Source organism: Mesorhizobium sp. P3_A10 (assembly GCF_056403175.1).
In genome coordinates, this window is the sequence record NZ_JBFUFZ010000006.1 from 34189 (window position 1) to 58663 (window position 24475).

Annotated in this window: 20 protein-coding genes and 2 tRNA genes; 6 read left to right on the forward strand and 16 right to left on the reverse strand. The window is 63.1% G+C overall.

Going from position 1 to position 24475, the window contains the following annotated elements:
* Positions 1-110: 110 nt before the first annotated feature.
* Entirely contained in the window at positions 111-542 is a 432-nt protein-coding gene (locus AC1DXU_RS21820) for a TerB family tellurite resistance protein (RefSeq protein ID WP_477247833.1), read from the forward strand.
* 115 nt (positions 543-657) lie between these two features.
* Here AC1DXU_RS21820 and AC1DXU_RS21825 read toward each other — a convergent pair whose 3' ends face one another.
* The 5 genes from AC1DXU_RS21825 to AC1DXU_RS21845 all read right to left on the reverse strand — a co-directional run bounded on the left by AC1DXU_RS21825 (position 658) and on the right by AC1DXU_RS21845 (position 7064).
* Positions 658-2280 carry an ABC transporter ATP-binding protein gene (locus AC1DXU_RS21825; protein WP_477372322.1) on the reverse strand — a complete coding sequence of 541 codons (1623 nt, stop codon included), beginning with the start codon at positions 2278-2280 and terminating at the stop codon, positions 658-660.
* Positions 2277-3146, reverse strand: coding sequence for an ABC transporter permease (locus tag AC1DXU_RS21830; RefSeq protein WP_477372324.1), 870 nt, complete (start codon positions 3144-3146; stop codon positions 2277-2279). Before AC1DXU_RS21830 ends, AC1DXU_RS21825 begins: the two co-directional genes overlap by 4 nt.
* Entirely contained in the window at positions 3143-4090 is a 948-nt protein-coding gene (locus tag AC1DXU_RS21835; RefSeq protein WP_477372326.1) for an ABC transporter permease, read from the reverse strand. The genes AC1DXU_RS21830 and AC1DXU_RS21835 overlap by 4 nt, the downstream gene beginning before the upstream one ends.
* A 79-nt stretch (positions 4091-4169) precedes the next feature.
* Positions 4170-5648 (reverse strand): ABC transporter substrate-binding protein, encoded by a 1479-nt coding sequence (locus AC1DXU_RS21840; protein ID WP_477372328.1) that lies wholly within the window; start codon positions 5646-5648, stop codon positions 4170-4172.
* A 126-nt stretch (positions 5649-5774) separates the two neighbouring features.
* Complete coding sequence (locus tag AC1DXU_RS21845; RefSeq protein WP_477372330.1) at positions 5775-7064, reverse strand: acetylornithine deacetylase/succinyl-diaminopimelate desuccinylase family protein; 1290 nt, start codon at positions 7062-7064, stop codon at positions 5775-5777.
* A gap of 219 nt (positions 7065-7283) precedes the next feature.
* Between AC1DXU_RS21845 and AC1DXU_RS21850 the strand changes: the two genes are divergently transcribed.
* Together AC1DXU_RS21850 and AC1DXU_RS21855 are read left to right on the forward strand one after the other, a co-directional pair.
* Positions 7284-7715: a L,D-transpeptidase gene (locus AC1DXU_RS21850; RefSeq protein WP_477372332.1), complete on the forward strand. Its 432-nt coding sequence runs from the start codon at positions 7284-7286 to the stop codon at positions 7713-7715.
* 230 nt (positions 7716-7945) lie between these two features.
* Positions 7946-8794 carry a hypothetical protein gene (locus AC1DXU_RS21855; RefSeq protein ID WP_477372334.1) on the forward strand — a complete coding sequence of 283 codons (849 nt, stop codon included), beginning with the start codon at positions 7946-7948 and terminating at the stop codon, positions 8792-8794.
* A gap of 112 nt (positions 8795-8906) precedes the next feature.
* Here AC1DXU_RS21855 and AC1DXU_RS21860 read toward each other — a convergent pair whose 3' ends face one another.
* The 10 genes from AC1DXU_RS21860 to AC1DXU_RS21905 all read right to left on the reverse strand — a co-directional run bounded on the left by AC1DXU_RS21860 (position 8907) and on the right by AC1DXU_RS21905 (position 19484).
* Positions 8907-9899, reverse strand: coding sequence for a lipid A biosynthesis lauroyl acyltransferase (locus AC1DXU_RS21860; protein ID WP_477372336.1), 993 nt, complete (start codon positions 9897-9899; stop codon positions 8907-8909).
* 2 nt (positions 9900-9901) lie between these two features.
* Positions 9902-10930 (reverse strand): zinc-binding dehydrogenase, encoded by a 1029-nt coding sequence (locus AC1DXU_RS21865; protein ID WP_477372338.1) that lies wholly within the window; start codon positions 10928-10930, stop codon positions 9902-9904.
* A gap of 36 nt (positions 10931-10966) precedes the next feature.
* Positions 10967-12238 (reverse strand): beta-ketoacyl-ACP synthase, encoded by a 1272-nt coding sequence (locus AC1DXU_RS21870; RefSeq protein WP_477372340.1) that lies wholly within the window; start codon positions 12236-12238, stop codon positions 10967-10969.
* A gap of 14 nt (positions 12239-12252) precedes the next feature.
* Positions 12253-13443: a beta-ketoacyl-ACP synthase gene (locus AC1DXU_RS21875; protein ID WP_477372342.1), complete on the reverse strand. Its 1191-nt coding sequence runs from the start codon at positions 13441-13443 to the stop codon at positions 12253-12255.
* A 58-nt stretch (positions 13444-13501) separates the two neighbouring features.
* On the reverse strand, positions 13502-13783 hold the full coding sequence (locus tag AC1DXU_RS21880) for an acyl carrier protein (RefSeq protein WP_006335407.1): 282 nt from the start codon (positions 13781-13783) through the stop codon (positions 13502-13504).
* Between the two features lie 177 nt (positions 13784-13960).
* Entirely contained in the window at positions 13961-15100 is a 1140-nt protein-coding gene (locus AC1DXU_RS21885; RefSeq protein WP_477372344.1) for a slipin family protein, read from the reverse strand.
* A 360-nt stretch (positions 15101-15460) separates the two neighbouring features.
* Positions 15461-15529 (reverse strand) — tRNA-Asn (locus tag AC1DXU_RS21890).
* 2 nt (positions 15530-15531) lie between these two features.
* Positions 15532-15607, reverse strand: a tRNA-OTHER gene (locus tag AC1DXU_RS21895).
* Between the two features lie 218 nt (positions 15608-15825).
* Entirely contained in the window at positions 15826-16374 is a 549-nt protein-coding gene (locus AC1DXU_RS21900; protein ID WP_477372346.1) for a histidine phosphatase family protein, read from the reverse strand.
* A 95-nt stretch (positions 16375-16469) separates the two neighbouring features.
* Positions 16470-19484 carry a caspase family protein gene (locus AC1DXU_RS21905; protein ID WP_477372348.1) on the reverse strand — a complete coding sequence of 1005 codons (3015 nt, stop codon included), beginning with the start codon at positions 19482-19484 and terminating at the stop codon, positions 16470-16472.
* A 145-nt stretch (positions 19485-19629) separates the two neighbouring features.
* Here AC1DXU_RS21905 and AC1DXU_RS21910 point away from each other — a divergent pair, with 145 nt between their 5' ends.
* The 3 genes from AC1DXU_RS21910 to AC1DXU_RS21920 all read left to right on the forward strand — a co-directional run bounded on the left by AC1DXU_RS21910 (position 19630) and on the right by AC1DXU_RS21920 (position 23309).
* On the forward strand, positions 19630-20580 hold the full coding sequence (locus tag AC1DXU_RS21910) for an AEC family transporter (protein ID WP_477372350.1): 951 nt from the start codon (positions 19630-19632) through the stop codon (positions 20578-20580).
* Between the two features lie 152 nt (positions 20581-20732).
* Positions 20733-22190, forward strand: a complete 1458-nt coding sequence (locus AC1DXU_RS21915; protein ID WP_477313811.1) for an NAD-dependent succinate-semialdehyde dehydrogenase — start codon at positions 20733-20735, stop codon at positions 22188-22190.
* A 93-nt stretch (positions 22191-22283) separates the two neighbouring features.
* A complete protein-coding gene (locus tag AC1DXU_RS21920) occupies positions 22284-23309 on the forward strand; it encodes an aldose epimerase family protein (protein ID WP_477372898.1) in 1026 nt (341 codons plus the stop codon).
* Between the two features lie 140 nt (positions 23310-23449).
* Here the strand turns inward: AC1DXU_RS21920 and AC1DXU_RS21925 are convergent, their stop codons facing one another.
* On the reverse strand, positions 23450-24370 hold the full coding sequence (locus AC1DXU_RS21925) for a sugar kinase (RefSeq protein WP_477372352.1): 921 nt from the start codon (positions 24368-24370) through the stop codon (positions 23450-23452).
* Positions 24371-24475 lie beyond the last annotated feature (105 nt).

The window sequence follows — 24475 nt, forward strand, 5'->3', positions numbered from 1 at the left end:
GGATTTCGGGAAGCGTTCGGGCGGGAAAACGATGCAGCGGGTTCGACCACGACCACCCGGTTTGCGCAAGGCCGATTCCGCGCTACGAATGAACGATTCGAAAGGGGATGATGGCAATGGCATTGCTCGACCAGATACGTTCGATCTTCGAGGGCGACCCCGGCGTGCGCAAGGTTGCGGACGATCCGGTGCTGTCGGCGGAGCTCTTGATGCTGTTTCGCATGATCCTGGCCGACGGTTCGGTCTCGGAGAGCGAAATGGTTGCCTTCCGGCGCATCTGCAAGGAAGCCTTCGGCATTCCGGAAGCCAGCATCGACAATGTCATCGAGTATCTCAACGAGTTCGGCTACGAGACCAATGGCTCGCAAGCCATCGCGCAATTCCGCGACCTCGACATCGAAAGGCGCAAGCTGCTCGCTCGCCATATGGCCGAGATCGCCAAGGCCGATTCACACCTTGCCGAGAGCGAGGTGCGCCTTTTGCGCCGCACGCTCGACCTGCTCGACATCAGCCCGGTCGATGTGGTCAAGCCGGAAGAGTAGGCCTTTCTGAACGCCCGGCTGCCCGGCCGGGTCCCCGCTGCTCCGCAGCGTCCCGGCGTTCGCTGGCCTTTCATCGTGCCACCGGCACGATGAATTCGCTTCGCGAACCGGCTGCTCACCCCTGTTCCTGCATCCGCCTTGCGATCGCCCTGTGCAAATCCGGAGCAGCAGTGACCAGCGCCCTGGCCGCCTCGGATTGCGGGTGGTCGAGCACCTCATTCGTCCTGCCGCGCTCGACGATCTTGCCTTCATGCATCACCAGCACCTCGTCGGTGATGGCGCGGGCGACGGTCAAATCATGGGTGATGAACAGATAGGCGATGCCGAGTTTCTGGTTGAGCTCGGCGAACAGGTCAAGAATCTGGGCGCGGATCGAGACGTCGAGCGCCGAGACCGGCTCGTCGGCGACGACCAGTTTCGGCCTGGTGATGATGGCGCGGGCAATCGACAGCCGCTGGCGTTGGCCGCCTGAAAATTCATGCGGATATTTGTCCATGTCGCGTGGGCTGAGGCCGACCTCATGCAACGCATGCGCCACCATTTCGCGCCGCTCGCCGGGGGCCGGTTTCGTCTCCAGCACATGCAGCGGTTCGGCCACCAGTTTCTCGACCTTCTGGCGCGGATCGAAAGAGCCATAGGGGTCCTGGAACACCACTTGCATGTCGCGCCGTACCGGCTTGAGTTCGGCTTCGTCCTTGCCGGTGATGGTTTCGCCGCGAAACCGGATCGTTCCCGCTGTCGATCGGTCCAGCGCCAGGATCATGCGGGCAAGCGTGGACTTGCCGCAACCGGAGCGTCCCACCAGCGCCACCGACTGACCCGGTCCCATCGAGAAGGAGACGTCGTCGACGGCGCGGATCGGAACCGCGTGCTTGAACAGCGAGGTGCGTCGTCCTGGATAATCGCGGGTCACGCTTTCGACCTGAAGCAGGGGTTTGCGCTCCCCGGCATCGTGCGTTCTGGGGCGCGCCGGCACGTGCATCGACGCCTGTGCCAGTTGGCGCGTGTAGGGATGCAGTTGGCCGGAGAGCGTGCGCGCGGTGTCGCCGGCCTCGATCACCTCGCCATGGCGCAGAATGGTGATGCGGTCCGCCATCTCGGTCACCACCGCGAGGTCGTGCGAGATCAGCAGCAGACCCATGCGGTTCTCAGTGACGAGATCGCGCAAGAGGTCGAGGATCTGCGCCTGCAGCACCACGTCGAGTGCCGTGGTCGGCTCGTCGGCAATCAGCAGCTTGGGCTTCAGCGCGCAGGCGATGGCGATGACGACGCGCTGGCGCTGGCCGCCGGACAGCTCGTGCGGATAGCGCGACAGCGGAAATTTCGCCGAGGGCAGGCCGACCCGGTCGAGCATTTTTCGCGCCCGCTCCTCGGCATTGGCACGGCTGGCCCTGGTGTGCCAGCGTATGCCTTCGGCGACCTGCTCGCCAATGGTCTTGACCGGGTTCAGCGCCGTCATCGGCTCCTGGAACACCATGCCGATATCGTCGCCGCGCAGGGCGCACATCTGGTCTTCGCTCGCCGCCAGAATGTCGATGCCGTCGAAGCTGACGCGCCCGGTGGCGCGTGCCGCAAAGGGCAGCAGTCGCATCACTGTCAGCGCCGTCATCGACTTGCCCGAGCCGGATTCGCCGACCAGTCCCATCACCTCGCCGGGCGCGACCGACAGCTCGATGCCCTTCAGGATCGGCGTGTCGCCGATGGTCAGCGACAGGTTCTCGATGTCGAGCAGGCTCATCGCTGCCGCCGCGATTTCGGGTCGAGAATGTCGGCGATGCCGTCGCCGAGCAGGTTCAGGCCAAGCACGGTGATGACGATCGCCATGCCGGGAAAGATCGCCATCCAAGGCGCCACCACCATGCGGGTCTGCGCGTCGAACAGCATGCGGCCCCAGCTCGGCATTGGCGGCTGGGCGCCAAGGCCGACATAGGACAGGCCGGCTTCCGCCAGGATGCCGAGCGCAAACTGGATGGTGCCTTGCACCAGGAGCAGCGTGGCGATGTTGGGCAGCACATGCTCGATGGTGATCAGGCTCGTGCTCTTGCCGGCGGCACGCGCCGCCAGGATGAATTCGCGCGGCCAGATCGCCAGCGCACCGGCGCGCGCGACGCGGGCAAACACCGGAATGTTGAAGATGCCGATGGCGATGATGGCGTTGACGGCGCCCGGGCCGAAAATGGCGGTGATCATGATTGCCGAAAGCAGTGCGGGGAAGGCGAAGACGAGGTCATTCAGCCGCATCACCGATTCGTCGATGAGGCCGCCGCGCGCCGCGGCAAAGGCGCCGAGCGGGACGCCGACGCCCATGCCGATGCCGACCGCGACCAGCGCCACGGCGATCGAATTGCGAGCGCCGACCATGATCATCGACAGGATGTCGCGGCCGAAATGGTCGGTGCCGAACCAGTGCGTTAGCGATGGCGCCTGCGTCTTGTCCGATATGACCAGTTTGGTGACATCGTCAGGTGTCCAGACATAGGAGAGCAACGCCACTGCAGCCACCAGCACGGTGATGATGAAGCCGACGAGGAACGAGCGGTTCCTGAATGCCTTGGCCAGAATGCTGGCAAAATTCTCTTCGGGAATGTCGAAGCGCAGAGTCATTGCCGGCTTCTCAGGCGCGGATCGATGACCGCATAGGAGAGATCGACGACAAGGTTGACGGCGATGACGGCGGCGACCAGCAGCATGACGACGCTTTCGACCACGATCAGATCGCGCTGGGTAATTGCCTGGAACACCAGCCGGCCAAGGCCGGGCAGGTAAAAGACATTCTCGATGATGATGGTGCCGGCAAGCAGGAAGGCGAATTGCAGGCCAAGAATGGTCAGCACCGGGATCATGGCGTTGCGCAGCGCGTGCCGCCAAAGCACATCGCGGTAGGGCAGGCCCTTGGCGCGGGCGGTGCGGATGTAATCCTCGTTCAGCACCTCGATCAGCGCCGAGCGGGTGACGCGCGCCAGGATCGCCGCTTGCGGCAAGGCAAGCGCCACCGCCGGCAGCAGCAGCGATTTCAGCGCCGGCCACACGCCGGCGCTCCAGCCGGGAAAGCCGCCGGCCGGCACCAGCCGCAACCAGACGGCAAAGAGGTAGATCAGCATCAGCGCGAACCAGAAGTTCGGCACTGCGACGCCGAGCTGGGCCGCACCCATCGCGATCGTGTCGCCGGCCTGTCCACGGCGGCTGGCGGAAAACAGCCCGACCGGTATGGCAATCGCCGTGGAGAGAGCGAGCGCGATCAGCGCCAGCGGCAGCGAGACGACAAGCCGTTCACGGACAAGATCGATGACCGGCACCGAATAGGTGTAGGAGCGGCCGAAATCGAGGCTGAGCAGGCCCCCGGTCCAGTGCAAATAGCGCCAGGCAAGCGGCGCGTTGAGGCCCATCTGGTTGCGCAGCAATTCGACCTGGTCTGCGCTGGCGTTGAGGCCCAGCATCAGCCGCGCCGGATCTCCGGGGAGAATCTCCAGCACAGCGAAGACCACCATCGAGGCCAGCACCAATGTGAGCACGGCGATGATGAGACGGTTCATGAGGTAGGCGGTCATCGGCACAGCCTGCCGGAAAAACATCTGCCCCGGAAGCGGTTTCCGTTTCCGGGGCAGCGTGTTTCTCGCGACAACGAGATCAATCCGACCACTTCACCTTGGTCAGGTCGTTGGCCTGGATCGGGGCGTTCTCCCACAGACCTTGCAGCTTGGCATCCCAGACGCCTACTTTCGGCAGTTCATAGAGGAAGCCGACCACGGCGTCGTCAGCCAGGATCTTCTGCGCTTGCCCTAGCAGCTCCTTGCGCTTGGCCTCGTCGGAGGTGAGATTGAGGCTGGCGATGATCTTGTCGAAGGCCGGATTGTCGTAGTTGAAATAATAGTCCTTGCGCGAATAGATATCGATGTCGTTGGGCTCGGTGTGGGAGACGATGGTCAGGTCATAGTCCTTCTTGGTGAACACCTGATCCAGCCACTGCGCCCATTCGACCGGAATGATCTCCAGGTCGATGCCGACGTCACGAAGCTGCGAGGCGATGATCTCGCCGCCGAGCCTGGCATAGGAGGGCGGCGGCAGTTTCAGCGTCGCCTTGAAGCCATTTTCCAGGCCCGCCTCCTTCAACAGTTCCTTGGCTTTCGCGACATCGTGCGGATAGCGGCCGGTGAGGTCGACATAGTCCTTGCTGGCGGGCGACATATGCGAGCCGATCGGTACGCCGAGGCCGGCCGAGGCGCCATCGATGATCGCCTTGCGATCAAGCGCGTAGGAGATCGCCTGCCTCACCTGCAGTTTGTCGAAGGGCGGCTTCTTGTTGTTGATGGAGAGGATGGTTTCACCCTCGGTGGCACCGATCACCACCTTGAAGCGGGGATCGTCCTTGACCTGCGCGACACTGTCGGGATCGAAGAACGGGAAGGCCTGGATGTCGCCGGAAAGCAACGCCGGCACGGCAGCGGCGGCGTCAGGCACGATACGGAACTCGGCCTTGTCTAGAGAAACAGGCGCGCCCCAGTAGTTGTCGGATTTCACCAGCGTGATCGACGAGCCTTTGGCCCAGCTCTGGAATTTGAACGGGCCGGTGCCAACCGGCTTTTCCTTGTTGGTGTCGGCTGTCTCCGGCGCGACAATGACCGCGTCACCCCAGCCCATATTGTAGAGGAAGGAGCCTTGCGGGTTCTTCAGCGTGACTTTCACTGTCGCCGGGTCGACGACGTCGACCTTGTCTATTGCCGCGAACAGGCCCTTTTGCGCGTTGACAGAATTGTCGGCGCGGGCGCGGTCGAGCGAGAATTTCACATCGTCGGCGTTGAAGTCGGTGCCGTCATGGAATTTCACGCCGGTGTGCAGCTTGAACGTGTAGGTTTTGCCGTCATCGGAAATGGTCCAGCTCTCGGCGAGATCCGGCAGCACCTCGCCATTCGGGCCGATGCGGGTCAGGCCCTCGAACACATTGGCGTAGAGCACTTCGTCGATCGCTGCCGCGGCACCGGCGGTCGGGTCGAGATGCGGTGGTTCGAGCGGAATGCCGATGACCAGGTCGGTCCGCGCGGCCATCGCCGAGGTTCCGGAGGCCAGCGCCAGCGCCGCGGCGGCGAGAATGGTTTTCCACAATTTCATCGTGCAACTCCCAATGTGCTCAAAACCCCGGGGATAGAAGCGTGATTTTCAGCCATAGTAAATCGCGTTTCATGCTGCGCGAGCCTGTCGGGGGGAATGTTTTTCTCAAACTGCCGGCCTGGCCAATCAAAGCGTGCCGCCGGGGCCGGCGCCCCTGAGCAGCACGTTCAGCCCGATCGCCATCACCTTCGCCGATTCCACCATGTCCGATATCCCGACCCATTCGTCGGGCCGATGGGCGAGGTCGAGAATGCCCGGACCATAGGCGATGCAGTCGTAGATGTGGCCGATGCGGGCAATGTGCTTCTGGTCGTAGGTGCCAGGCGAAATGACATAGTCGGGTTCGCGGTCGAAGATCGCCATGATGCCTTGCGCTACCGCCTTGACCACCGGCGCGTCGCGCTCGGTCATCAGCGGCAGCACTTCCATCAGGTCGCGGATCTCGTAGTTGAATTTCTTGCGCTCGCGCTTCAGCCGCTCGAGGATATCGGTCACCTCGCTTTTGACGGTGCCCAGATCCTCTTCCAGGAGGAAGCGGCGATCGATCGTCAGCCGGCAGGAATCGGGCACGTTAGGCGAGGGCAGGCCGGGCCGGAAATCCTCGGTCTGGCCACCGTGGATCGAATTGATGTTCATGGTCGAGCGTTTTGCCCCCTCGGGCACGACCGGCATGCGCGTCACCTTGCGGTCGAGGGCGGGAAACAGCTCTTCCTCGAATGCCTGCAGCACGGCGCCCATGTGGCGCACGGCGTTGTCGCCGAGGAAGGGCATCGAGCCATGCGCGATCTCACCCTTGGTCTCGATCTCCGCCCACCAGACGCCGCGATGGCCAAGGCAGATGCGGTCCTTGTTCAAGGGCTCGGGGATGATGACATGGTCGACCCTGGGTTTTGAGAAATAGCCGAGCCCGGCCAGATGGGCGACGCCGCCGAAGCCGCCGGACTCCTCGTCGACCGTACCCGATATTTCGATGGCGCCGGGAAAGTCTGGAAAGACGTCCATGAAGGCTTCGGCGGCAATGATCGAGGCGGCCAGGCCGCCCTTCATGTCGCAGGCGCCGCGGCCATAGACCTTGCCGTCCCTGACGATGCCGGCGAAGGGATCGAGCGTCCAGCCGTCGCCGGCTTCGACGACGTCGATGTGCGAGTTGAAATGGACGCAGGCGCCGGGCGAGCGGCCGTCGAAGCGGGCGACGACATTGACGCGCGGATAGCGGTCGCTGTCGCCGGGCGTTCCTTCGGCGCGGATGAATTCGATTTCGAAGCCGCGCTTCTTCAGTCGTGCGCCGACATATTCGGCGCAGGGACGATAGGCCTCGCCGGGTGGGTTGATGGTCGGAAAGCGGATCAGCTCGGCAGTCAGCGCAACCAGATCATCGACCCGATCGTCGACTGCTTTGAAAAGTCGTTCGTTCATCCGGCGATTTGAGCAGGCAAAGGGGTGGTTTTGCAAGCCTGCCACCCCGCCCGATGGTGCGTGTCGTTGCAGCAACTATGGCGGGAAAATCGTTCAAATTCGCTGCTTTAGATTGGCGAATTTGTCAATGAGTGTGTGTTACTTCATTCACCTGTCTTTAAAAAACTGAAATACGGCGTGAAGCTGGGCAGGCAAGGGGCATCAAAGGGGTTTGATCGCATGAAGAAGTCAATTCTATTTGCAGCAGCGATGCTGGCAACCGCGCTGTTTGGGGCGCCGGCCGCAAGCAACGCGGCCATGTTGGAAGCGAGTATCGACGTGTCGTCGCAGACGATGACTGTCAGATATGGCCTGTCGGTTTACCGGTGGACCGTCTCCACGGCTCGTCCTGGCTATTTCACGCCGCGCGGCACCTACCGGCCGCAACGCACGGCGCGGATGTGGTATTCGAAAAAGTACCATATGTCGCCGATGCCTTATTCGGTGTTCTTCCACGGCGGCTACGCCATCCACGGCACGGGTGCTGTCAGACAGCTTGGGCGCCCCGCATCGCATGGCTGCGTACGTCTGCACACTGCCAATGCGGCAACCTTCTATTCGATGGTGCGCGAAGTCGGCTTTGGCAACACTCGGATCGTCGTCACCAACTAACTCTGCGTTGACGAAGAGACAGTCGATCCTGGCGGACGGCAGTGTTCCACGTCCGTCTGGCTGGCATGTGGTTGCTTGCGTGTTTTCAAACAACTTTGGCGCCAAATGTTGCAGGAATATCGCATTGGCCAACTAACTCGGCCCGTCTGCCGGGTTTGACGCTACTTATGCTTGCATCAGTGGACATTGATGGTAGATGCCGAATAGGTAAAAGACGAGGGGGTTCTGTGATGTACCGACTTCTTCTTGGCGCGGCGCTTGCTGCAACAGCCACATCGGCCTTCGCCGCCGATGCCGTCGCTCCGATCGTCATGGATCCCGCTATCACCCAGCCGCATATTTCCGGCTACGTCGAGGCCTATCTCGGTGGGATTTATCTGTCGGCCGAAGGTGGGCACGAAACGGCAACGACCGCCGGCGGCGTGGGCCGCGTCAATTTCCCGATCGATTCGCGCTGGAACATCCAGACTGACGCGTTCGTCGATTCGCTTTGGGTCGAGGACAACAACATCTACGGCTACGGCGGTGCTGTTCACGGCTACTGGCGCGATCCGAGCACCTATGCGCTTGGCGGCTTTGCGTCGGTCACCGGCTATGGCGGCGACTTTGGCGGCCCGAACCTCTACAGCTTCGCGGTCGGACCCGAGGCCCAGCTATACATGGGCAATGTCACCCTCTATGGCCAGGTTAACTACGGTCAGCTTCGGGCCTCAGGCGAATCCGGGCATTTCGACAATTGGGGTGGCCGGGGCGTAGTGCGCTATTTCGCCCAGGACAATCTTCGCTTTGACGGCGAACTCGGTTTTTCCCGGCTCTCGGGATTTGGCGCCAATCTCGACACCGTTTCGGGCGCGCTGCAGGCCATGTACCGGTTTTCCGGCACGCCCATCTCGCTGTTCGGGCGTTATCAGTTGGACCACATCTCCGCAGGCGGCGGTATGGGCGGCGGAAGCATAAACGTTCACAAATATGTAGTTGGCCTGCGGGCAAGTTTCGGTTCGGACACGCTGCTCGACGAAGATCGCAACGGCGCCACGATGGATACGTACCGACCGAACATTATCGTCCCATTGTTCTAGCAGCCTGTTCCATCCCGATGGAATCGGGATGGGGCTCTATCTTCTTGTTTGAGCATGATCTTTTCCGAAGTGACGGGTTCGGTTTTCGCTCCGCCAACCTTTGGTTCGGGATCTAGCTGGCAGCTTCTTTTGCCTGCCCGCGCCGGCTGCGCCGGCGGCCGCTGATCTCCCAGCGCTTGTGGAACCACATCCATTGGCCGGGATCCTCGCGCACCCAGCGTTCGACCACATCGGCGAGAAGCTGGGTGGTGGCCGGAACATCGACGCTGCCAGCCTCGGTGCGCGGCAAGGTCAATTTGTCCTCGATCTCGAGCCGGAAGCGGTTGCCCGGCAGCCGCACGCAGCGCGCCGGATAAACGTCGCAGTCGTAGTGGCGGGCCAGCATGCCGAGCACCGGATTGCTCTGGCAGGTACGGCCGAAAAAGGTCGTCTCCAGCCCGCTCGAGAATTTCTGGTCGACCAGCACGCCGATATTGCCGCCATTTTCCAGAATGGCGGCAAGCGCGAATGAGGCGCCGGTCGAAGACGGCAACAAGGCGCCCATCGTCGAGCGACGCGTCGAGTGGATGTAGTCGGCGAGATAGGGATTGTTGGGCGGGCGAAACAGCGCGGTGATCTTCATGCCAAAAGTGGCGGCGGCCACCGGCAGCAGCTCGAAATTGCCGAGATGGCCGGTGAACAGGATGTGCGGCTTTTGCTCGCCGGCGATCTCGACGAAATGATCGGCGCCGCGAACCTCGACCCGGCCGGGACTGGTTGCATTCGGGTCATAGTCGAAAAGCGCGTCGAGGAAGATGTACTCGGCGGCGAGGCGGGCCATGTTGCCCCACATGTCGAGCGCGATGGCTTCGATCTCGGCGTCGCTCTTTTCCGGATAGGCGAGGCGCAGATTGTTGACCGCCACCCGGTGACGTCCGACCCGCGGTCCGATGCGGCGGGCGACGCGGTCGGCGAAATTGAGCGCCTTGTCGGCCGGCAGCAGGCGTAGCAGCGAGATGATCGTCATGGCCAGGCGCGCGACCAGCCAATGCTCCATCTGGCGAAGCCGCCGGCCATAGCGAAACATGAAGTCCCGGCGGGCTTTCCTGAGCACTTTGCCGACCATTCTCAGTCGACGCGCAGGATGATCTTGCCGAACACGTCACGGCCTTCCATGCGCTTCAGAGCCGCGTCGATATCGCCGAAGCCGACTTCGGTGTCGATCACCGGCGCGACGAGACCTGCCGCCATCTTCTGCATGGCGTTGGCCATGTTCTCCATGCGGCAGCCGAAGGAGCCAAGCAGCTTCAGCTGCTGTTGGAACAGCTGCATCAGGTTGATCTGCGTCGACACGCCGGAGGTCGAGCCGCAGGTGACCAGGCGTCCGCCGCGCTTCAGGCACAGCATCGAGGCGGCAAAGGTGTCCGCGCCGACATGCTCGAACACGACGTCGACGCCCTTCTTCTTGGTCAGCTTGCGCACGACGCCTTCGAAGCGGTCGTCGCGGTAGTTGATGACATGGTCGGCACCGAGCGCCTTGGCCTTGTCGATCTTGTCGTTCGAGCCGACGGTGGTGATCACCGTACAGCCCATCTTCTTCGCCAGCTGGATGGCGGCCGAGCCGATGCCGGAGCCGCCGGCATGGACGAGAATGGCCTCACCGGGCTGCAGCCGGGCGTTGTCGAACAGCATGTGCTCGACGGTGCCGAAGGTGACCGGCGCGACGGCCGCGCCAACGTCGGTCACGCCGGGCGGGGCGGGGACCAGCAGGCGCGCCGGCAGGTTGATCTTCTCTTGCGCAAAGCCGTCGAGATGGAAGCCGTGAACGCCGGAGACATGCTCGCAGAGATTGTCGCGGCCTTCCCGGCAGGCGCGGCAAAGGCCGCAGGTGCGGGCGCCATAGATCGACACCAATTGCCCCGGCAGGAGATTGGAGACGCCGGGGCCGACGGCTTCGACCTCGCCGGAGGCTTCCGCGCCGACGACCAGTGGCAGCTTGCGCTTGGCGAAAGCCATGCCGCGCCAGCCCCAGACATCGATGTGATTGAGCGCCACCGCCTTGATGCGCAGCGTGACTTCGCCAAGCGAAGGCGGCGGGGGAGGCGGCAGGTCCACCGTCTCAAGACGGCGATCCTCGATAAGTTGCAATGCGCGCATTGAGCCTGTCGGTTCTGATTGGCGGAAAGAGGTCGCTTAGACCGGTTCCCGCGCCATGACAAGGCAAGTGTTCTGGCCGCCGAAGCCGAAGGAGTTGGACAGGACGGTGCCAACCTCGGCGTTGCGCTTCTTGTTGGGCACCACGTCGAGCACGATCGCGGGATCGGGATTGTCGTAGTTGATGGTCGGCGGGATGACGCTTTCGCGCATGGTCATCAGCGAAAACGCCGCCTCGACAGCGCCGGCCGCCGACAGTGTGTGGCCGATCATCGACTTGTTCGACGAGACCGGCATAGAGCCGATCCGGTCGCCGAACACCGTCGACAGCGACAGATGCTCCATCTTGTCGTTTTCAGGCGTCGACGTGCCATGGGCGTTGACGTAGTCGATCTCGTCTTTGCTCAAGCCTGCGTCAGCAAGGGCGGCACGGACCGCGGCGATCGCCGGCGAACCGTCGGGCTTGGAGCGGGTGCGGTGAAAATCGTCGGCCTTTTCGCCGCAGCCGCGCAGGATGCCGAGGATGGTCGCGCCCCGAGCAAGAGCCGCTTCCAGCGATTCCAGCACCAGCGCACCCGAACCCTCGGCCAGCACGAAGCCGTCACGGTCCTTGGAGAACGGCTTGGATGCCTTCTCCGGGATGTCGTTGTGGGTCGAAAGCGCCGACAGCAGCGAGAAGCGGATCAGCGCCTCGGCGGTCGCCGAGCCATCGGCGCCGATCGCCAGCGCCCGGTCGCATTCGCCGCGGCGGATCGCCTCGACGCCGAGCTGGATGGCGGTGGCGCCCGACGCGCACGCGGTCGACAGCGTGATCGGCAGGCCGCGCGTGCCGAAGCTGTCGGCAAGCCGGTCGGCGATCGACCCGAACTGGGTGGTTTCGAAAATATCGAGTTCCTTCAGTCCGCGCGCCACCCGCAGCAGCCTTTCGGCGCCGGCGTTTTGGCTGTCGGAATTGTAGAGCGAGAAGCGCTCGCTCCAGTCGAGTTCGACCGGCGGCGAGGCGAGGAAAAGCGGTCCGCCGAAATCGCCGGAATCAAGACCCGATTCCGCGACCGCTTCGCGCGCTGCCGTCTCTGCCAATTCGTAGGTCAGGAGGCTGGCTCCCTTGGAACTGGACGGCAGAAAGTCGACCATGCCCGAGATACGCGTGTTCAGATGATCGACCGGGAAGCGGGTGATCGGGTGGATGCCGGACTTGCCCGAGGTCAGTGCTGCCCAATTGTCGGTCTTGCCGACGCCGAGCGAGGTCACCACGCCGATGCCGGTGACGGCGACGATCGGCCTGCCCATGTGGTCGTTCAGATTGGCCATTTTTTCTTGAACCCTTAGTCGGCAGCGTTGACCAGCGCCAAGCCCTCGAATTGGTGATAGCCGATCGCCGTTGCAAGCACGGTCTTCGGAACGCCTTTGAATGGCTTCTCGGCAGCAGCATCAAAAGCGGGGTAGGCGGCCTTGCGGTCGACGGCCAGCGCCGCCAGCGCAACGGCGAAGGGGAACTGCGCTTCCTTCATATGGCCGGTCAAAGTCGAGAAGCCGCGGGCTGATATCGCCGGATTGGCATCGAGCGCCGATTTCTCGGCCGCGGTCGCGGCATGCGCGCCTGAAGCGCCGGAGATGGCGAGCAATTCACCGTTCGGCAAGGCAGCCTGCTTGATGAGCGCGGCGATGCTGGCGTCGAGTTCGCCCTGCCGGCGCTTGGCGCGCCCGGATACGACCGGGCCGAGTTCGGCATAGATTTTTCGCCCGCGGTTGGTCGCGTGTTCACGCTGTTCCAAAACCAGGAAGGCGCCGCCGGATCCGGTCACCACGCCGCCGCCCTCGGCACCTTGCCTTTGCCAGACAGGCTTCCAGGCGCCACGGTGCAGATAGCCGGCCAGTTCATAGCCAAGCAGCATGTCGGAATGCTCGGTCTGGAAGGCGCCGCCGACCAGTATATGCGTCGACTGGCCGGAGCGGATGCGCGCGGCAGCCGTCTCGACAGCGGCGACGCCTGCCCCTTCCTCACCCATGAAGGTGCGCGAGGAACCGGTCACCTTGTGAACGATCGAGATGTTGCCGGCGAGCAGGTTGGAAAGCTGGGCCAGAAACAGCGTCGGGCGCAATTCCGTGGTCAGCTTCTCGTTGAGCAGCACGTCGCGGTCGTTGCGGCTTTCCGAAGCGGCGAGAATGGCTGCGTCGACCGCCTCGTCGCGCTCGCCGCCGCCGGCGGCCACCACCATTTCCATGGTCGCGCAGAGCTCGTCATTGCCCTTGATGCCGGCATCGTCCAGCGCCAGGCCGGCGGCATAGGTGCCGAGCCGCTGCCATGTCTCCATCTGCCGCTGATCGCCACGCTTGACGATCTGCAGGTTCCAGTCGATCTCCGGCAAGGGATGGACGGTGTAGGGCAAGAAGCGCGCGGCTTCGAGCACGGGGGTCAGGCCCGGCTGAGCGAGCTTCTGCCAGTGCGCATCCGGACCCTCTCCTAGCGAGGAGACAAGGCCAATGCCAGTGATGACGACGTCGTGGGGGCTCATGGGCGGCTGTTGTGGGTCAGGCTGCAAGGCGCGTCAAGGCCGCGCGACTTGGGCCACATCAGGCGTTCTTGGCCGCAACCAGCGCGTCGATCTTGGCGCACAGGTTCTTCATGACGAAATAGTCGTCGGTCGAGGCCTTGCCGTCATTGACCTCTTGCGTCCACTTTTCCAGCGGCACCTTGATGCCGAATTCCTTGTCGATGGCAAAGACGATGTCGAGGAAGTCGAGGCTGTCGATGCCGAGATCGTCGATGGTGTGGCTTTCAGGTGTGATGGTGTCGATATCGATCTCGCTGGTGTCGGCAATGATCTTGGCGACTTTGTCGAACGTGGTGGACAAGGGCTTTTCCTTCGGTTGCGGGCGGAATCTGTCCGCATGTGTTTGGGCGCTGTCTAATCGGTTTTTCCCGGCAGGAAAAGGCCTGATACGCCGGGCACAGATGGGATGGCGCTTTCGCGAACGCAAGAAGGGCCGCCGGTTTGCCTGGCGGCCCTTCCGATTTGACGTTGGGTCAGCTCAGTCGCGGAGCTTGACCAGATCGTTCAGCAGCCCGCCCGTTCCGTTGTGAACGGTCAGACGCTCGACCTTGCCGGCGATGGTCTCCAGAGCCTCGAGCTCCTTCAACCGCAGCATCACCGGGTTCTCGGCCATCACCCTGGCCGTGTTGAGCAGGGAACGCGTGGCGTTCGTCTCCTCGCGACGGCGGATGATGTTGGCCTCGGCCTGCTTTTCGGCCGAAACCACCTGGTTGAGGATCTCGCGCATCTCGCCCGGCAGGATGACATCCTTGAGGGCGATATCGCTGACCTCGATCCCGATCTCGGCCATGTCGGCACGGACCTTGCCGGCAGCCTCCTCGTCGATCGTCACCTTCTTTTCGAGGATCTGATCGAGCGTGAGCGCCCCAAGAGCCTTGCGGAAGGCATACTGGAGGGCGCGGTAGAGGGCTTCAGCGAAGTCCTTCACAGCGCTCACCGCCTTGACCGGGTCGACGACACGGTATTCGGCGGCGATGTTGACACGGATCGTGACGCGATCCTTGGTCAGCACTTCCTGTCCGGCGACATCGAGCGACTGGCGCTTGAGGTCGACGACCTTGATCTGCACCATGCGTCCGACATTCCAGAAGCCATGCACACCCGCGGCAAGCGTCCGCACAAGGGCGCCGTCGACGAAGAGCAGTCCGGCCTGACCGTCGACGACCGGATGGACGGACATCAATTCCGTCTTCCGGCTCTGGCCGAGCCGGCGCATGACCGAGGGATCGATCGCCAGATCGGCAGCGGTGTCGATCACCGTCACCTTCCACGGGCCGGCATCGGTCCACAGCACGAGCTTGCGATCGGGCGCCAGAACGGCATGGAGATTGCCGTCACGCTCGATGATCGCGACATCCGTGCGCCCGGTGCGAACGACGGTGAAATGACGCGCGGCCACATCCGGGAGCTTGTCGAACAACGCCTTCTCGTATGCCGAAACGAATTCCGGGTTCTTCAGATCGTGCCGGGATACCTCAAGGCTCTGGCGCCGGTTGGCGAGCCAATGCTCACCCGGCAACAGCACAGCCTTGATCTCCCCCTTGTGGAGGGTGATGGCACGTTCGTTTTCCTTTACGAGGACGCGCTCGCGTCCAAGAACCTTATCGAGAGTGGTCATTGTCATTACTCCTGTCGGGCATGGCCCCTTCCGAGGCGTCAATTCATGCGTCGATCATCCTTTCGTTTCTCGTTTCACGTCGTCATTCCGGGCACGAATGATCCGGGGACCGGTGGCATCAATCCGTGGCGGGCCTTCGGGAGCGGATCGCGAGGCAGGGAAGCGAGCGCCGGAAGCCGAAGCCTCCCTTGCCGGCGACACTGCGCCTTGATCGTCACCGCGGCCTGGCCGCGAGCCGATGGCGTCGGACTTTTCGATACGGCCTCGGCCCGTGGGCTTCGGCCGTCCGTCAGGTTCTTCGCATTCCGGTCCCCGGACCGTTTTTCAGATAACACCGTGGCAGGGTGCTGGCTTATCAGGCCAATGGAGAAGGAATCGAACCTTCGACAATCAGATTAACCGTCTGATGCTCTACCCAACTGAGCTATCCGTGGTGCAGACAGCAGGATTCGAACCTGCGACCTCCGGATCCAAATCCGGCGCTCTCCCAGACTGAGCTACATCCGCGATCCCAATCCCCAAAACGGCGCCGTATACAGGGCGGCAAAGCCGCCTGCACGGGCGGAGACGAAAGCTCCAACCGTTGTGCTCGCTTCGGTTTTCGTGACCGGGAGCGCGCCTATAGCCCCTGCGACGGGTTGTCGCAAGCGGCATTGTCGTGGCGAATTTGCGGCTTCTTCCGATGGTTGTATTTCGGCAACACCCGTCTGCGGGGGTCCGCGCCGTCAGAAGGTGACCCGGCCGAGCACGCGCAGGCCATCGCCCTTAGGCTCGACCACCACCGCTTCGCCTTCGCGCGGCGAGACGCCGGTCAGCGCCACGATGTTTTCGAGATGGGTGACCATGACCAGGTTGTCGGAGCCGGAATAGCCGCGGATCTCCGCCATGATAGCGGCGATCTGGGCGGCTTTTTCCGTCGCATCGGTCTTCAGGAGATCCAGCGGCGCGAAGGGTTCCGGCTCGGCTTCGAAGGCGATGCGAGCGGTGTCGAGGCAGCGGCAATAGCGGCTGGACAGCACGCGCTCGATGGGCGCGGCGCGGGCGGCAAACAGTGCGCCGATCTTGCCCGCCTGCTGCTGGCCGCGGGCCGAGAGGTTGATCTGGGTGGCGCATTTGGTGATGTCGAAATTAGCCGGATCGGTGGTGCCGGTGACCATTGCGTGGCGAAGCAGCACGACATGTCCACCATCAGCCAACTGCGCCCAGCCGGAATCCGTTGCATGGGCCACGGCGGGAACGACAAGCAGAAACAGTGCCAGGGCAAGTCGAAGCATCAGTTATCTTTCTCCCGGTCGCCGGCAGGCGAGTCCGGTGACAGGCATATAGGGAGGGCAAAGCCAGCTGAAAGACAAGCGCGGCAGCGTAGGGCCTATTTCTTCGCCATCTGCTTCTTCACCAGCTCGATCTTCTGGTCGGTCAGCGCGATGGGGGGCGTGTAGCCGGCTTCAGTAAAGCCTAGCTTGGCGTTCTCGAAGAATTCGATCGCCTTCTGGTATTCAGCGTTGCCGCCGCCGTAGCTGCCGCGATTCCAATGGATGTCGCCAAGATTGTTCTGCTGGAAGGCCCATTGCATCGGCAGGCTCTCACGGGTGAAGACTTTGAGCGTAGCCGAAAAGGCGGCTTCGGCATCGTTCAAATATTTGTCGGTGCGTTCGAGATTGCCGAGATTGAGCAGACTCATGCCGATGCCGTTCTGCGCGTTCGCCCAATCGACGGGCGCCGTCTCGAAAGTCAGCACCTCCAGTGCTGCCCGTCGCGCGGTGATCGAATCGACCAGGGTCTTGGGATCGGCATTGCTCATGCTCAGCCAGTGTAGCGCCGAGCCGAGGCCGGCCTCAGCCAGCGCCCATTGGCGCGGCGTCGTCTCGCGCTTGTACTCGCGCAACGCGTCGCGATAGGCCTCGATCGCATCCTTGTAGTGCTCGGGCTTGTCGGACAGCCCGCCGAGCAGTTGCAGCGTGTTGCCGAGATTGTAGTGCGTCATCGCCCAGTCGAGCGGGAAGTCCTTCTTGGTGTAGACCCGCCGCGCCGCCCGGAAAGCAGAAGCCGACTGCTCGAGCTTGGCCGGATCGCCGCTGCGCTGGCCAAGTGTCTGGTAGGTCGAGCCGAGATTGTTCTGGGTCGAGGCCCAATCCATCGGAAAACGCTGACGGGTGAAGATCGTCAGCGCATCGCCATAGGCTGCCGCAGCTTCCTCCAGATTGCTGGTACCGAGATCGAAACGGGCAGCACTGTTCAGCGCATTGCCGAGATTGAGCCGACTGGTCGCCCAGGAGACCGGGAAGGTCTCGCGGGTCCGAATCTCGAGCGCGGCGCGAAAGGCGTCGGCCGCCTCGGTGATTTTCGCCTTGTCGTTGCGCAACGTGCCCAGCGAAACCAGCGTGTTGCCGAGATTGTTCTGCACCATGGCCCACTGCACAGGCGCCTTTTGCCTCGTATATTCTTCGAGCGACAGCCGATAGGCGGCCTCGGCCTCGGTCATATGCTCGCCACCTGGCTCGCGCTCCGAGAGCGCGTAAAGCGCCAGGCCGAGATTCATCTGCGAAGCGGCCCAGTCCAGCGGGACTTTTTCACGCGGGCGCTTCTCCAGCGTCGCACGCATCGCGGCAACCGCTTCGTTCAGGCGCTTCGGGTCGCTCTCGCGCTCGCCGATCTTCAACAGCACATTGCCCAGATTGTTCTGGGCCGCGGCCCAGTTGAGGTCGTCCTTGTCACGCTCGAACACGGCCAGCGAGGCACGGAAGATCTCTGCCGCCTCTTCCAGCCTAGCGGTGTCGGTCTCGCGCTCGCCGATGGTCTGCAGCACCACCGCCATGTTGTTGCGAGTAATCGCCCAGTCGCGATTCTGTTCGCCATTGGGAATGAAGTTGAGGATGACATGGTAGGCGTCGATGGCGCGCTGCAGAGCGTCCTTGTCGCCGGTGGCATCGCCGTGCGCATTCAGCGCCTCGGCCTCCTGGTTCTTGTAGTTCCAGCGCAGTTTGTCGTCCCATTTCTCGACCAGTGAAAACGCCTTGCCGTAGTCGTTGGCGGCGGATTGGTAGTCGAACACCAGCGCTGACGCATCGGCTCGCCTGGCATAGATCGCGGCATCGGCAATGCGCTTGCGCTTGATCAGTTCCTCTGCCTGGTCGACCGCGCCGCTGCCCTGCTCGACCCGGCCAACCGCCTCGTCGAGGAATTTGCGGGCCGTGACGATGGCGCCCTGGCTGGTGGCCTTGTCGGCGGAGGCGACCAGCTGCTTGATCTCCGGATCGTCGGTGCGCAAGGCGTCGCTTTCGGAGATCATCTTCTTCAGCCGACCGGCCTGTGCATCGAGCACTTTCTGCAGGTCCGTCGGATCCTCCGGGATTTTCTCGGTACCGAGCGCCTTGAGCACGCCGTAGAGCGCGTCGAGCGGTACGCCTTCCTGAAACGAGGCCAGTTCGACTTGCGCGCGCCTGGGATCGGGCAGGTCGGAAATGGTCAGCAGCAATTGCCGCCGCTCGCCGGTGATCAGCCCGTCGTCGCCGGTCGGTTCCGGCGGTGCTATGCCGAAATAGAGCAGCCGGCGCAGGCTCTCATTGACCCATGGCCGCTGCTTGGCCTTGGTGTCGAGATAGACTTCTTCCGTCACCATGCGCATGACCGAGCCGAATTCGGTGCCTTTCATCGCAGCGAGGTGGCGCAGCAGTGCTGCCGCATAGGGGCTGTTTTCGCCGACGGCGCCATCGAGCGCCGGGCGTCCCGGCTCGGCGGCAAAACCGACCACTGTGCCGAGGTTTTCCGTTGCCGCCGGCGCATCGCCGAGCGCCTTGGCGCCACGCACCGGCTCCAGCCCGCCGGCGCCAATCGGCGACGCCGAGGCCGTCGGCGCCCGGCGCACGACAGCATCCGGCGGAAACGGGTTGGTGCGGCAGGCGTCGAGCAGCATAATCGTCACCGGCACGGTCTTCTTCAATTCGTCCATGACGGCGGAAATCGGCACCAGCGCCTCATCGGCATCCTTCAGCGACGACACGTCGGCGTCGACCGGCACCAGGTAATTCTCGCCGCCGGCCTCGATGCCGTGGCCGGAATAGTAGATGAAGGCGACATCGGCGCCTTCGGCGTCCTCGACGAAACGTTCGAGGTCGCGCTTCAGCTTGGCTGCATCGCGATCGCTGACACTGCGGGCGTCGAAGCCGAGATCGGTCAGCATCTTGGCCATGTCGCGGGCGTCGTTGGCCGGATTGGCAAGGGCGGTGATGTGCTCGTATTTCGACTGGCCGATGATCAGCGCCACGCCCTTGAGGCTCGCCGTGTCCGCAACCGCAAGCGCCGTCGCGGCAAGGCAAAACAGGGCGGCGACGAAAGCCGTCAGCCACGCCTGTCTGAAATGACGCTGTTTCGGCGTCGCGACCATTCGCTTTGTGTCCGCCCCGATGTTCCCAAGCCTGTATAGCGCTGCCACCCGACCATGATCAAATTCAGGCGCCGCCCGGAATGGGGATCGATTTGCGAAGGGCAGGGCGATTGCGCTGCCATCCGGGCTCGCCTATCCCTGAAAAATGTCGCCGCTCACCGAAACCGTTCTTTTCGTCTTCAGCCTCGTCGCGCTCGGCTATCTCACCGGGCTCACCGGCTATCTGAAACCGGCGAGCGGGGACGGCATCTCTGAATTCGCCATCAACGTGGCGATGCCGCTGCTGCTTTTTCGGACGATGGTGAATTCCGATTTCCACGGCGTGGCGCCCTGGTCGCTGTGGGGCGCTTACTTCACGGCAGTGGCAATCACATGGGCCGCCGGCCATCTGGTGACGACACGGGTCTTCGGGCGGGACGCACGCACCGGCATCGTCGGTGGCGTGTCGTCGTCCTTCTCGAACGTGGTGTTGCTGGGCATTCCCTTCGTTCTCGGCGTATTCGGATCCAGCGGATTCGAAGTGCTGTCGCTGCTCGTTTCCGTGCATCTGCCGACCATGATGATGGCTTCGATCATCATGTTCGAGATATTTGGCCGCGGTGGCAGCGAGCCCGTGCACCCGCTGCGCATCATCCAGAGCTTTCTGAAAAGACTGTTCTCCAACCCCCTGATCATCGGCATCCTCGCCGGGCTGGCATGGCGCCTCACCGGCGCGCCGCTGCCGAACCTTGCCACGCGGCTGGTCGATGCGCTGGCTAACACGGCCGGGCCGGTGGCGTTGTTTGCGATGGGGCTCAGCCTGCGCCGTTTCGGCATTACCGGCAACATCCGGCCGGCGCTGGCGCTGTCGGTGCTGAAACTGTTCGTGATGCCGGCGCTGGTGCTCGGCCTGGTCTGGCTGCTTGGCCTGCCGCCCTTGACGGCCAAGGTGGCGGTCGTGGTGGCGGCGCTGCCATCCGGCGTCAATTCCTATCTGATCGCCGTGCAGTTCAACACCGGCCAGGCGCTGGCGTCGAACCAGATGACCATCGCCACCGCGAGCGCGGTTGTTACAACCGCCTTCTGGTTGACGGTGGTGGTTCATGTCTTCGGGTAGTTTGGCGCTGGCCCAACCCCTATATGCCATATTGCGATTGCTTGCCGGGCTTGCCCTAGGTAAAGAGCAGTGGCTCCAGCGTGCGGGATAGCGCACGCTTACCGAATTTCTCGAGAAACCGGCCCGTCAGAGCGCCGAACGGAGGCTAGACCATGCTTCAGAAAACCAGCCATTTCATGCGGCAGGCAAATCTCATCAACGGCGAATGGGTGCAGGCCGACAGCGGCCAGACTGTCGACGTCAACAATCCGGCCACCGGCCTCAAGATCGGCACCGTGCCGAAATCGGGCAAGGCCGAGACCCACCGCGCCATCGAGGCCGCCGCCACCGCCTTCAAGACATGGCGCAAGACCACCGCGCTCGAGCGGTCGAAGCTGCTGCGCAAGCTGCATGACGCGATGATGGACAATCAGGACGTGCTGGCCGAACTGCTGACCATCGAGCAGGGCAAGTCGCTGTTCGAATCCAAGGGCGAGATCGGCTCGGCCGCGGCCTATATTCTGTGGTTCGCCGAAGAGGGCCGCCGCACCTATGGCGACGTCGTGCCGTCGCCGTGGGCTGACCGCCGCATCCTGGTGACCAAGGAGCCGGTCGGCGTCATCGCCGCCATCACGCCGTGGAATTTCCCATCCTCGATGCTGGCCCGCAAGCTCGGCCCGGCGCTGGCCGCTGGCTGCACCGCCGTCGTCAAGCCGGCCTCGCAGACGCCTTATTCCGGTCTCGCCTGGGGCGCGCTGGCCGAGGAAGTCGGCTTCCCCAAGGGTGTCATCAACATTCTGACGGGTTCCGCCAGCGAGATCGGCGACGAGATCTGCGCCAACCCGCTGGTCAGCAAGATCACCTTCACGGGATCGACCGAGATCGGCAAGATGCTGATCCAGAAGTCTTCTGTCACCGTCAAGAAAGTGTCGATGGAACTCGGCGGCAACGCGCCGTTCCTCGTTTTCGACGATGCCGACATCGAGCGTGCCGTCGCCGGCGCCATCACGGCCAAGTATCGCAATTCCGGCCAGACCTGCGTGTGCACCAACCGCTTCCTGGTGCAGGCCGGTGTCTACGACAAGTTTGTCGAGAAGCTGGTCGCTGCCAGCAATGCGCTGAAGGTTGGCTCGGGCCTGGAAGAGGGCGTGCAGCAGGGGCCGCTGATCGACGAGAAGGCCGTCGAGAAGGTCGAGGAATTCATCGCCGACGCCACGTCCAAGGGCGGCAAGGTCGTTGCCGGCGGCAAGCGCCACGCGCTTGGCGGCTCGTTCTTCCAGCCGACCGTCATCGCCAATGCGAAGCCTGACATGCGCTTCATGAAGGAAGAGATTTTTGGCCCGATCGCCCCGGTGTTCAAGTTCGAGACCGAGGAAGAGGCCATCGCGCTCGCCAATGACACAGAGTTCGGCCTTGCCGCCTATTTCTATACCGGCGATCTCGGCCGCGCCTTCCGGGTCATGGAAGGCCTGAAATACGGCATGGTCGGCGTCAATGAAGGCCTCATCACCACGCCGGAAGCGCCGTTCGGCGGCGTCAAGGAATCGGGCCTCGGCAAGGAAGGCGGACATCAGGGCATCGAGGATTATCTCGACACCAAATATGTCTGCATCGGTGGCCTCGGCCTCTAGGAAACATTGAGGACAGGGCAGGCCATGTGCCTGCCCTTGCCAGACGACATTCAGCCGGCCTAAGTCCATGGACCAACCAACCGACGTATGGGCATAGCGATGAAGGACGGCGAGGTTTTCGGCACGACGCAGGCGGGCGAGGATGTCCGCCGCTTCACCATCAAGGGCGGCGGTCTCACCGCCAACATCATCGGGCTGGGCGCTATCCTGCAGGATCTGCGCCTGGCCGGGCACGACGCGCCGCTGGTGCTCGGCTATGACCGTTTTGCACCCTATGAGACGGACAGGGCCTTCTTCGGTGCGGTCGTCGGACGCTATGCCAACCGTATCGGGGGTGGCCGCTTCACCATCGCCGGCAAGCGTTATGATACGGAGCGCAATTTTCTCGACAAGCATACGCTGCATGGCGGCTCGCAAGGCTATTTCCACCGGCCGTGGACGGTGTCTCTGCATGGCAAGGATTTCGTCACGCTGACGCTGCACGATCCCGACGGCACGATGGGCTTTCCCGGCGCGCTCGACGTGACCTGCACCTACCGGCTGAAAATCCCCGGCACGCTCAGCATGGAACTGACCGCGACCTGCGAGGAACCGACGCCGTGCAATCTTGCGCAGCATTCCTATTTCAACCTCGATGACGGTGGTGCCGGCGATATACTCGACCACCGGCTGATGCTGAATGCCGGCGCCTATACGCCGGTCGACAGCGAACTGATTCCGACCGGCGCGGTGAAGCCGGTCGACGGCACTCCCTTCGATTTCCGTCAGGCGCGGCCGCTGCGCATGGAGACGGAGGGCGAACAGCTTGCCTACGATCAGAACTTCTGCCTTGCCTCGACGCGGGGGCCGCTCAAGCAGGCATCCTGGGCGCAAGGGGCGAATTTCGGTGTCGAGATGGAGGTCTGGACCACGGAACCCGGCATCCAGCTCTATATCGGCCAGCACGTGGCGCCGTCCTCACCAGGATTGGGCGGACGTCGCTACAAGGCTTTTTCAGGCTTCTGCCTGGAATCGCAAGTGTGGCCGGATGCACCCAACCGGCCGTATTTTCCGCAAGCCACGCTGTGGCCGGGCCAGATATATCATCATGTGACGGAGTACCGATTCCGTCTGCCTTGAGGTCTGCTGATATTCAGGTGAGGCCGGCCTGCAAATGGCCGCTTCCTGCGCTTCCGGTGCTCACGTACTTAAGTACGCTCCGCTCCGGTTCTCGGTATCAGCCATTTTCGACTTGGCCTGACCTGGAATCTCAACAAACCTTAGCTCTCGAAAGCCACTCGAAGTGTTTCGAACGGAGCCAGCGCGCCGCGCACCTGCACGACGGCGGCGGCAACGCGATGCGCGCGCTGTACCGCCTCGGCCGGGGCATGGCCGGCAAGCCGTGCGGCGAGATAGCCGCCATTGAAGGAATCGCCGGCGCCGGTGGTGTCGACAGGGGTGGCGACATGGACCGCCGGAACAGGCCGCAAATTCCCGTTTTCGGCGATCAGTGCCGGTAGCTCACCGTTCTTGACGACGACCTCGCCGACCTGCTTTCCAAGCCGTTCCGCAGTCATTTGCGGCGTTGTGTCACCGAACAGCATCTGCTCGTCGGGAAAGGTCGGCAGCGCGATGTCGGTGACGGCGAGCGCTTCGAGGATCGCGGCTTGCGCATCCTCGCGGCATTGCCACAGGCGCGGCCGGTAATTGGGATCGAAGGCGACAAGCGAGCCGGCTGCGCGGGCATTCGCCACAGCCGCCAGCAAGGTCTTGCGCGCGGCGGCGTCCAGAATTGCCAAAGTGATTCCGCTGAAATAGACAAGCGCCTGATTTTGAAGGCTTTTCGCCAGAGCGGCTGGGTCCGAGGCAAGTCGCCGCGCGGCTGCATCGGCACGCCAGTAGGTGAAAGCGCGTTCGGCACCGGTCAGCGTGATGGCATAGAGGCCGGGCCGCGCGCCGGGTATGATTGGGCTGGCGCCGATGCCGATGCCGTTCTCAACGAAGAAGGAAATCTGGCCCTGCGAGAACGGATCGTCGCCGAAGGCCGAAACATAGGTCGCGGGCCTGTCGCCGCTCAGCGCATGCAGCGCCCACAGCGTGTTGAAGGTGTCGCCGGCAAAGCCCATGCGCCAATTCGGCCCGCTCTGGCCCGAAAGCTCTAGCATGCACTCACCGATCGAAGCGACGCCGTTTGCTGCCATATGTCTTTCTCCGGATAATCTCGGTGCTGTAGCTTTTTGCGACCGGCAGCGCCATGGTTGGCGGCAGCGGATTTTTGCGCCAGAAGCGTTTTCCCACAGAAGCGG

Bases quoted from the DNA above. Each gene is read 5' to 3' on its own strand.
- AC1DXU_RS21900 (WP_477372346.1), bottom strand. From the start codon at position 16,374: ATGCTTCGACTTGCCCTGGCACTGTTTCTGCTTGTCGTTCCCGCCGTG.
- AC1DXU_RS21845 (WP_477372330.1), bottom strand. From the start codon at position 7,064: ATGAACGAACGACTTTTCAAAGCAGTCGACGATCGGGTCGATGATCTG.
- AC1DXU_RS21865 (WP_477372338.1), bottom strand. From the start codon at position 10,930: ATGCGCGCATTGCAACTTATCGAGGATCGCCGTCTTGAGACGGTGGAC.
- AC1DXU_RS21870 (WP_477372340.1), bottom strand. From the start codon at position 12,238: ATGGCCAATCTGAACGACCACATGGGCAGGCCGATCGTCGCCGTCACC.
- AC1DXU_RS21825 (WP_477372322.1), bottom strand. From the start codon at position 2,280: ATGAGCCTGCTCGACATCGAGAACCTGTCGCTGACCATCGGCGACACG.
- AC1DXU_RS21835 (WP_477372326.1), bottom strand. From the start codon at position 4,090: ATGACCGCCTACCTCATGAACCGTCTCATCATCGCCGTGCTCACATTG.
- AC1DXU_RS21830 (WP_477372324.1), bottom strand. From the start codon at position 3,146: ATGACTCTGCGCTTCGACATTCCCGAAGAGAATTTTGCCAGCATTCTG.
- AC1DXU_RS21850 (WP_477372332.1), top strand. From the start codon at position 7,284: ATGAAGAAGTCAATTCTATTTGCAGCAGCGATGCTGGCAACCGCGCTG.
- AC1DXU_RS21860 (WP_477372336.1), bottom strand. From the start codon at position 9,899: ATGGTCGGCAAAGTGCTCAGGAAAGCCCGCCGGGACTTCATGTTTCGC.
- AC1DXU_RS21915 (WP_477313811.1), top strand. From the start codon at position 20,733: ATGCTTCAGAAAACCAGCCATTTCATGCGGCAGGCAAATCTCATCAAC.
- AC1DXU_RS21925 (WP_477372352.1), bottom strand. From the start codon at position 24,370: ATGGCAGCAAACGGCGTCGCTTCGATCGGTGAGTGCATGCTAGAGCTT.
- AC1DXU_RS21840 (WP_477372328.1), bottom strand. From the start codon at position 5,648: ATGAAATTGTGGAAAACCATTCTCGCCGCCGCGGCGCTGGCGCTGGCC.
- AC1DXU_RS21910 (WP_477372350.1), top strand. From the start codon at position 19,630: ATGTCGCCGCTCACCGAAACCGTTCTTTTCGTCTTCAGCCTCGTCGCG.
- AC1DXU_RS21820 (WP_477247833.1), top strand. From the start codon at position 111: ATGGCAATGGCATTGCTCGACCAGATACGTTCGATCTTCGAGGGCGAC.
- AC1DXU_RS21905 (WP_477372348.1), bottom strand. From the start codon at position 19,484: ATGGTCGCGACGCCGAAACAGCGTCATTTCAGACAGGCGTGGCTGACG.
- AC1DXU_RS21885 (WP_477372344.1), bottom strand. From the start codon at position 15,100: ATGACCACTCTCGATAAGGTTCTTGGACGCGAGCGCGTCCTCGTAAAG.
- AC1DXU_RS21875 (WP_477372342.1), bottom strand. From the start codon at position 13,443: ATGAGCCCCCACGACGTCGTCATCACTGGCATTGGCCTTGTCTCCTCG.
- AC1DXU_RS21855 (WP_477372334.1), top strand. From the start codon at position 7,946: ATGTACCGACTTCTTCTTGGCGCGGCGCTTGCTGCAACAGCCACATCG.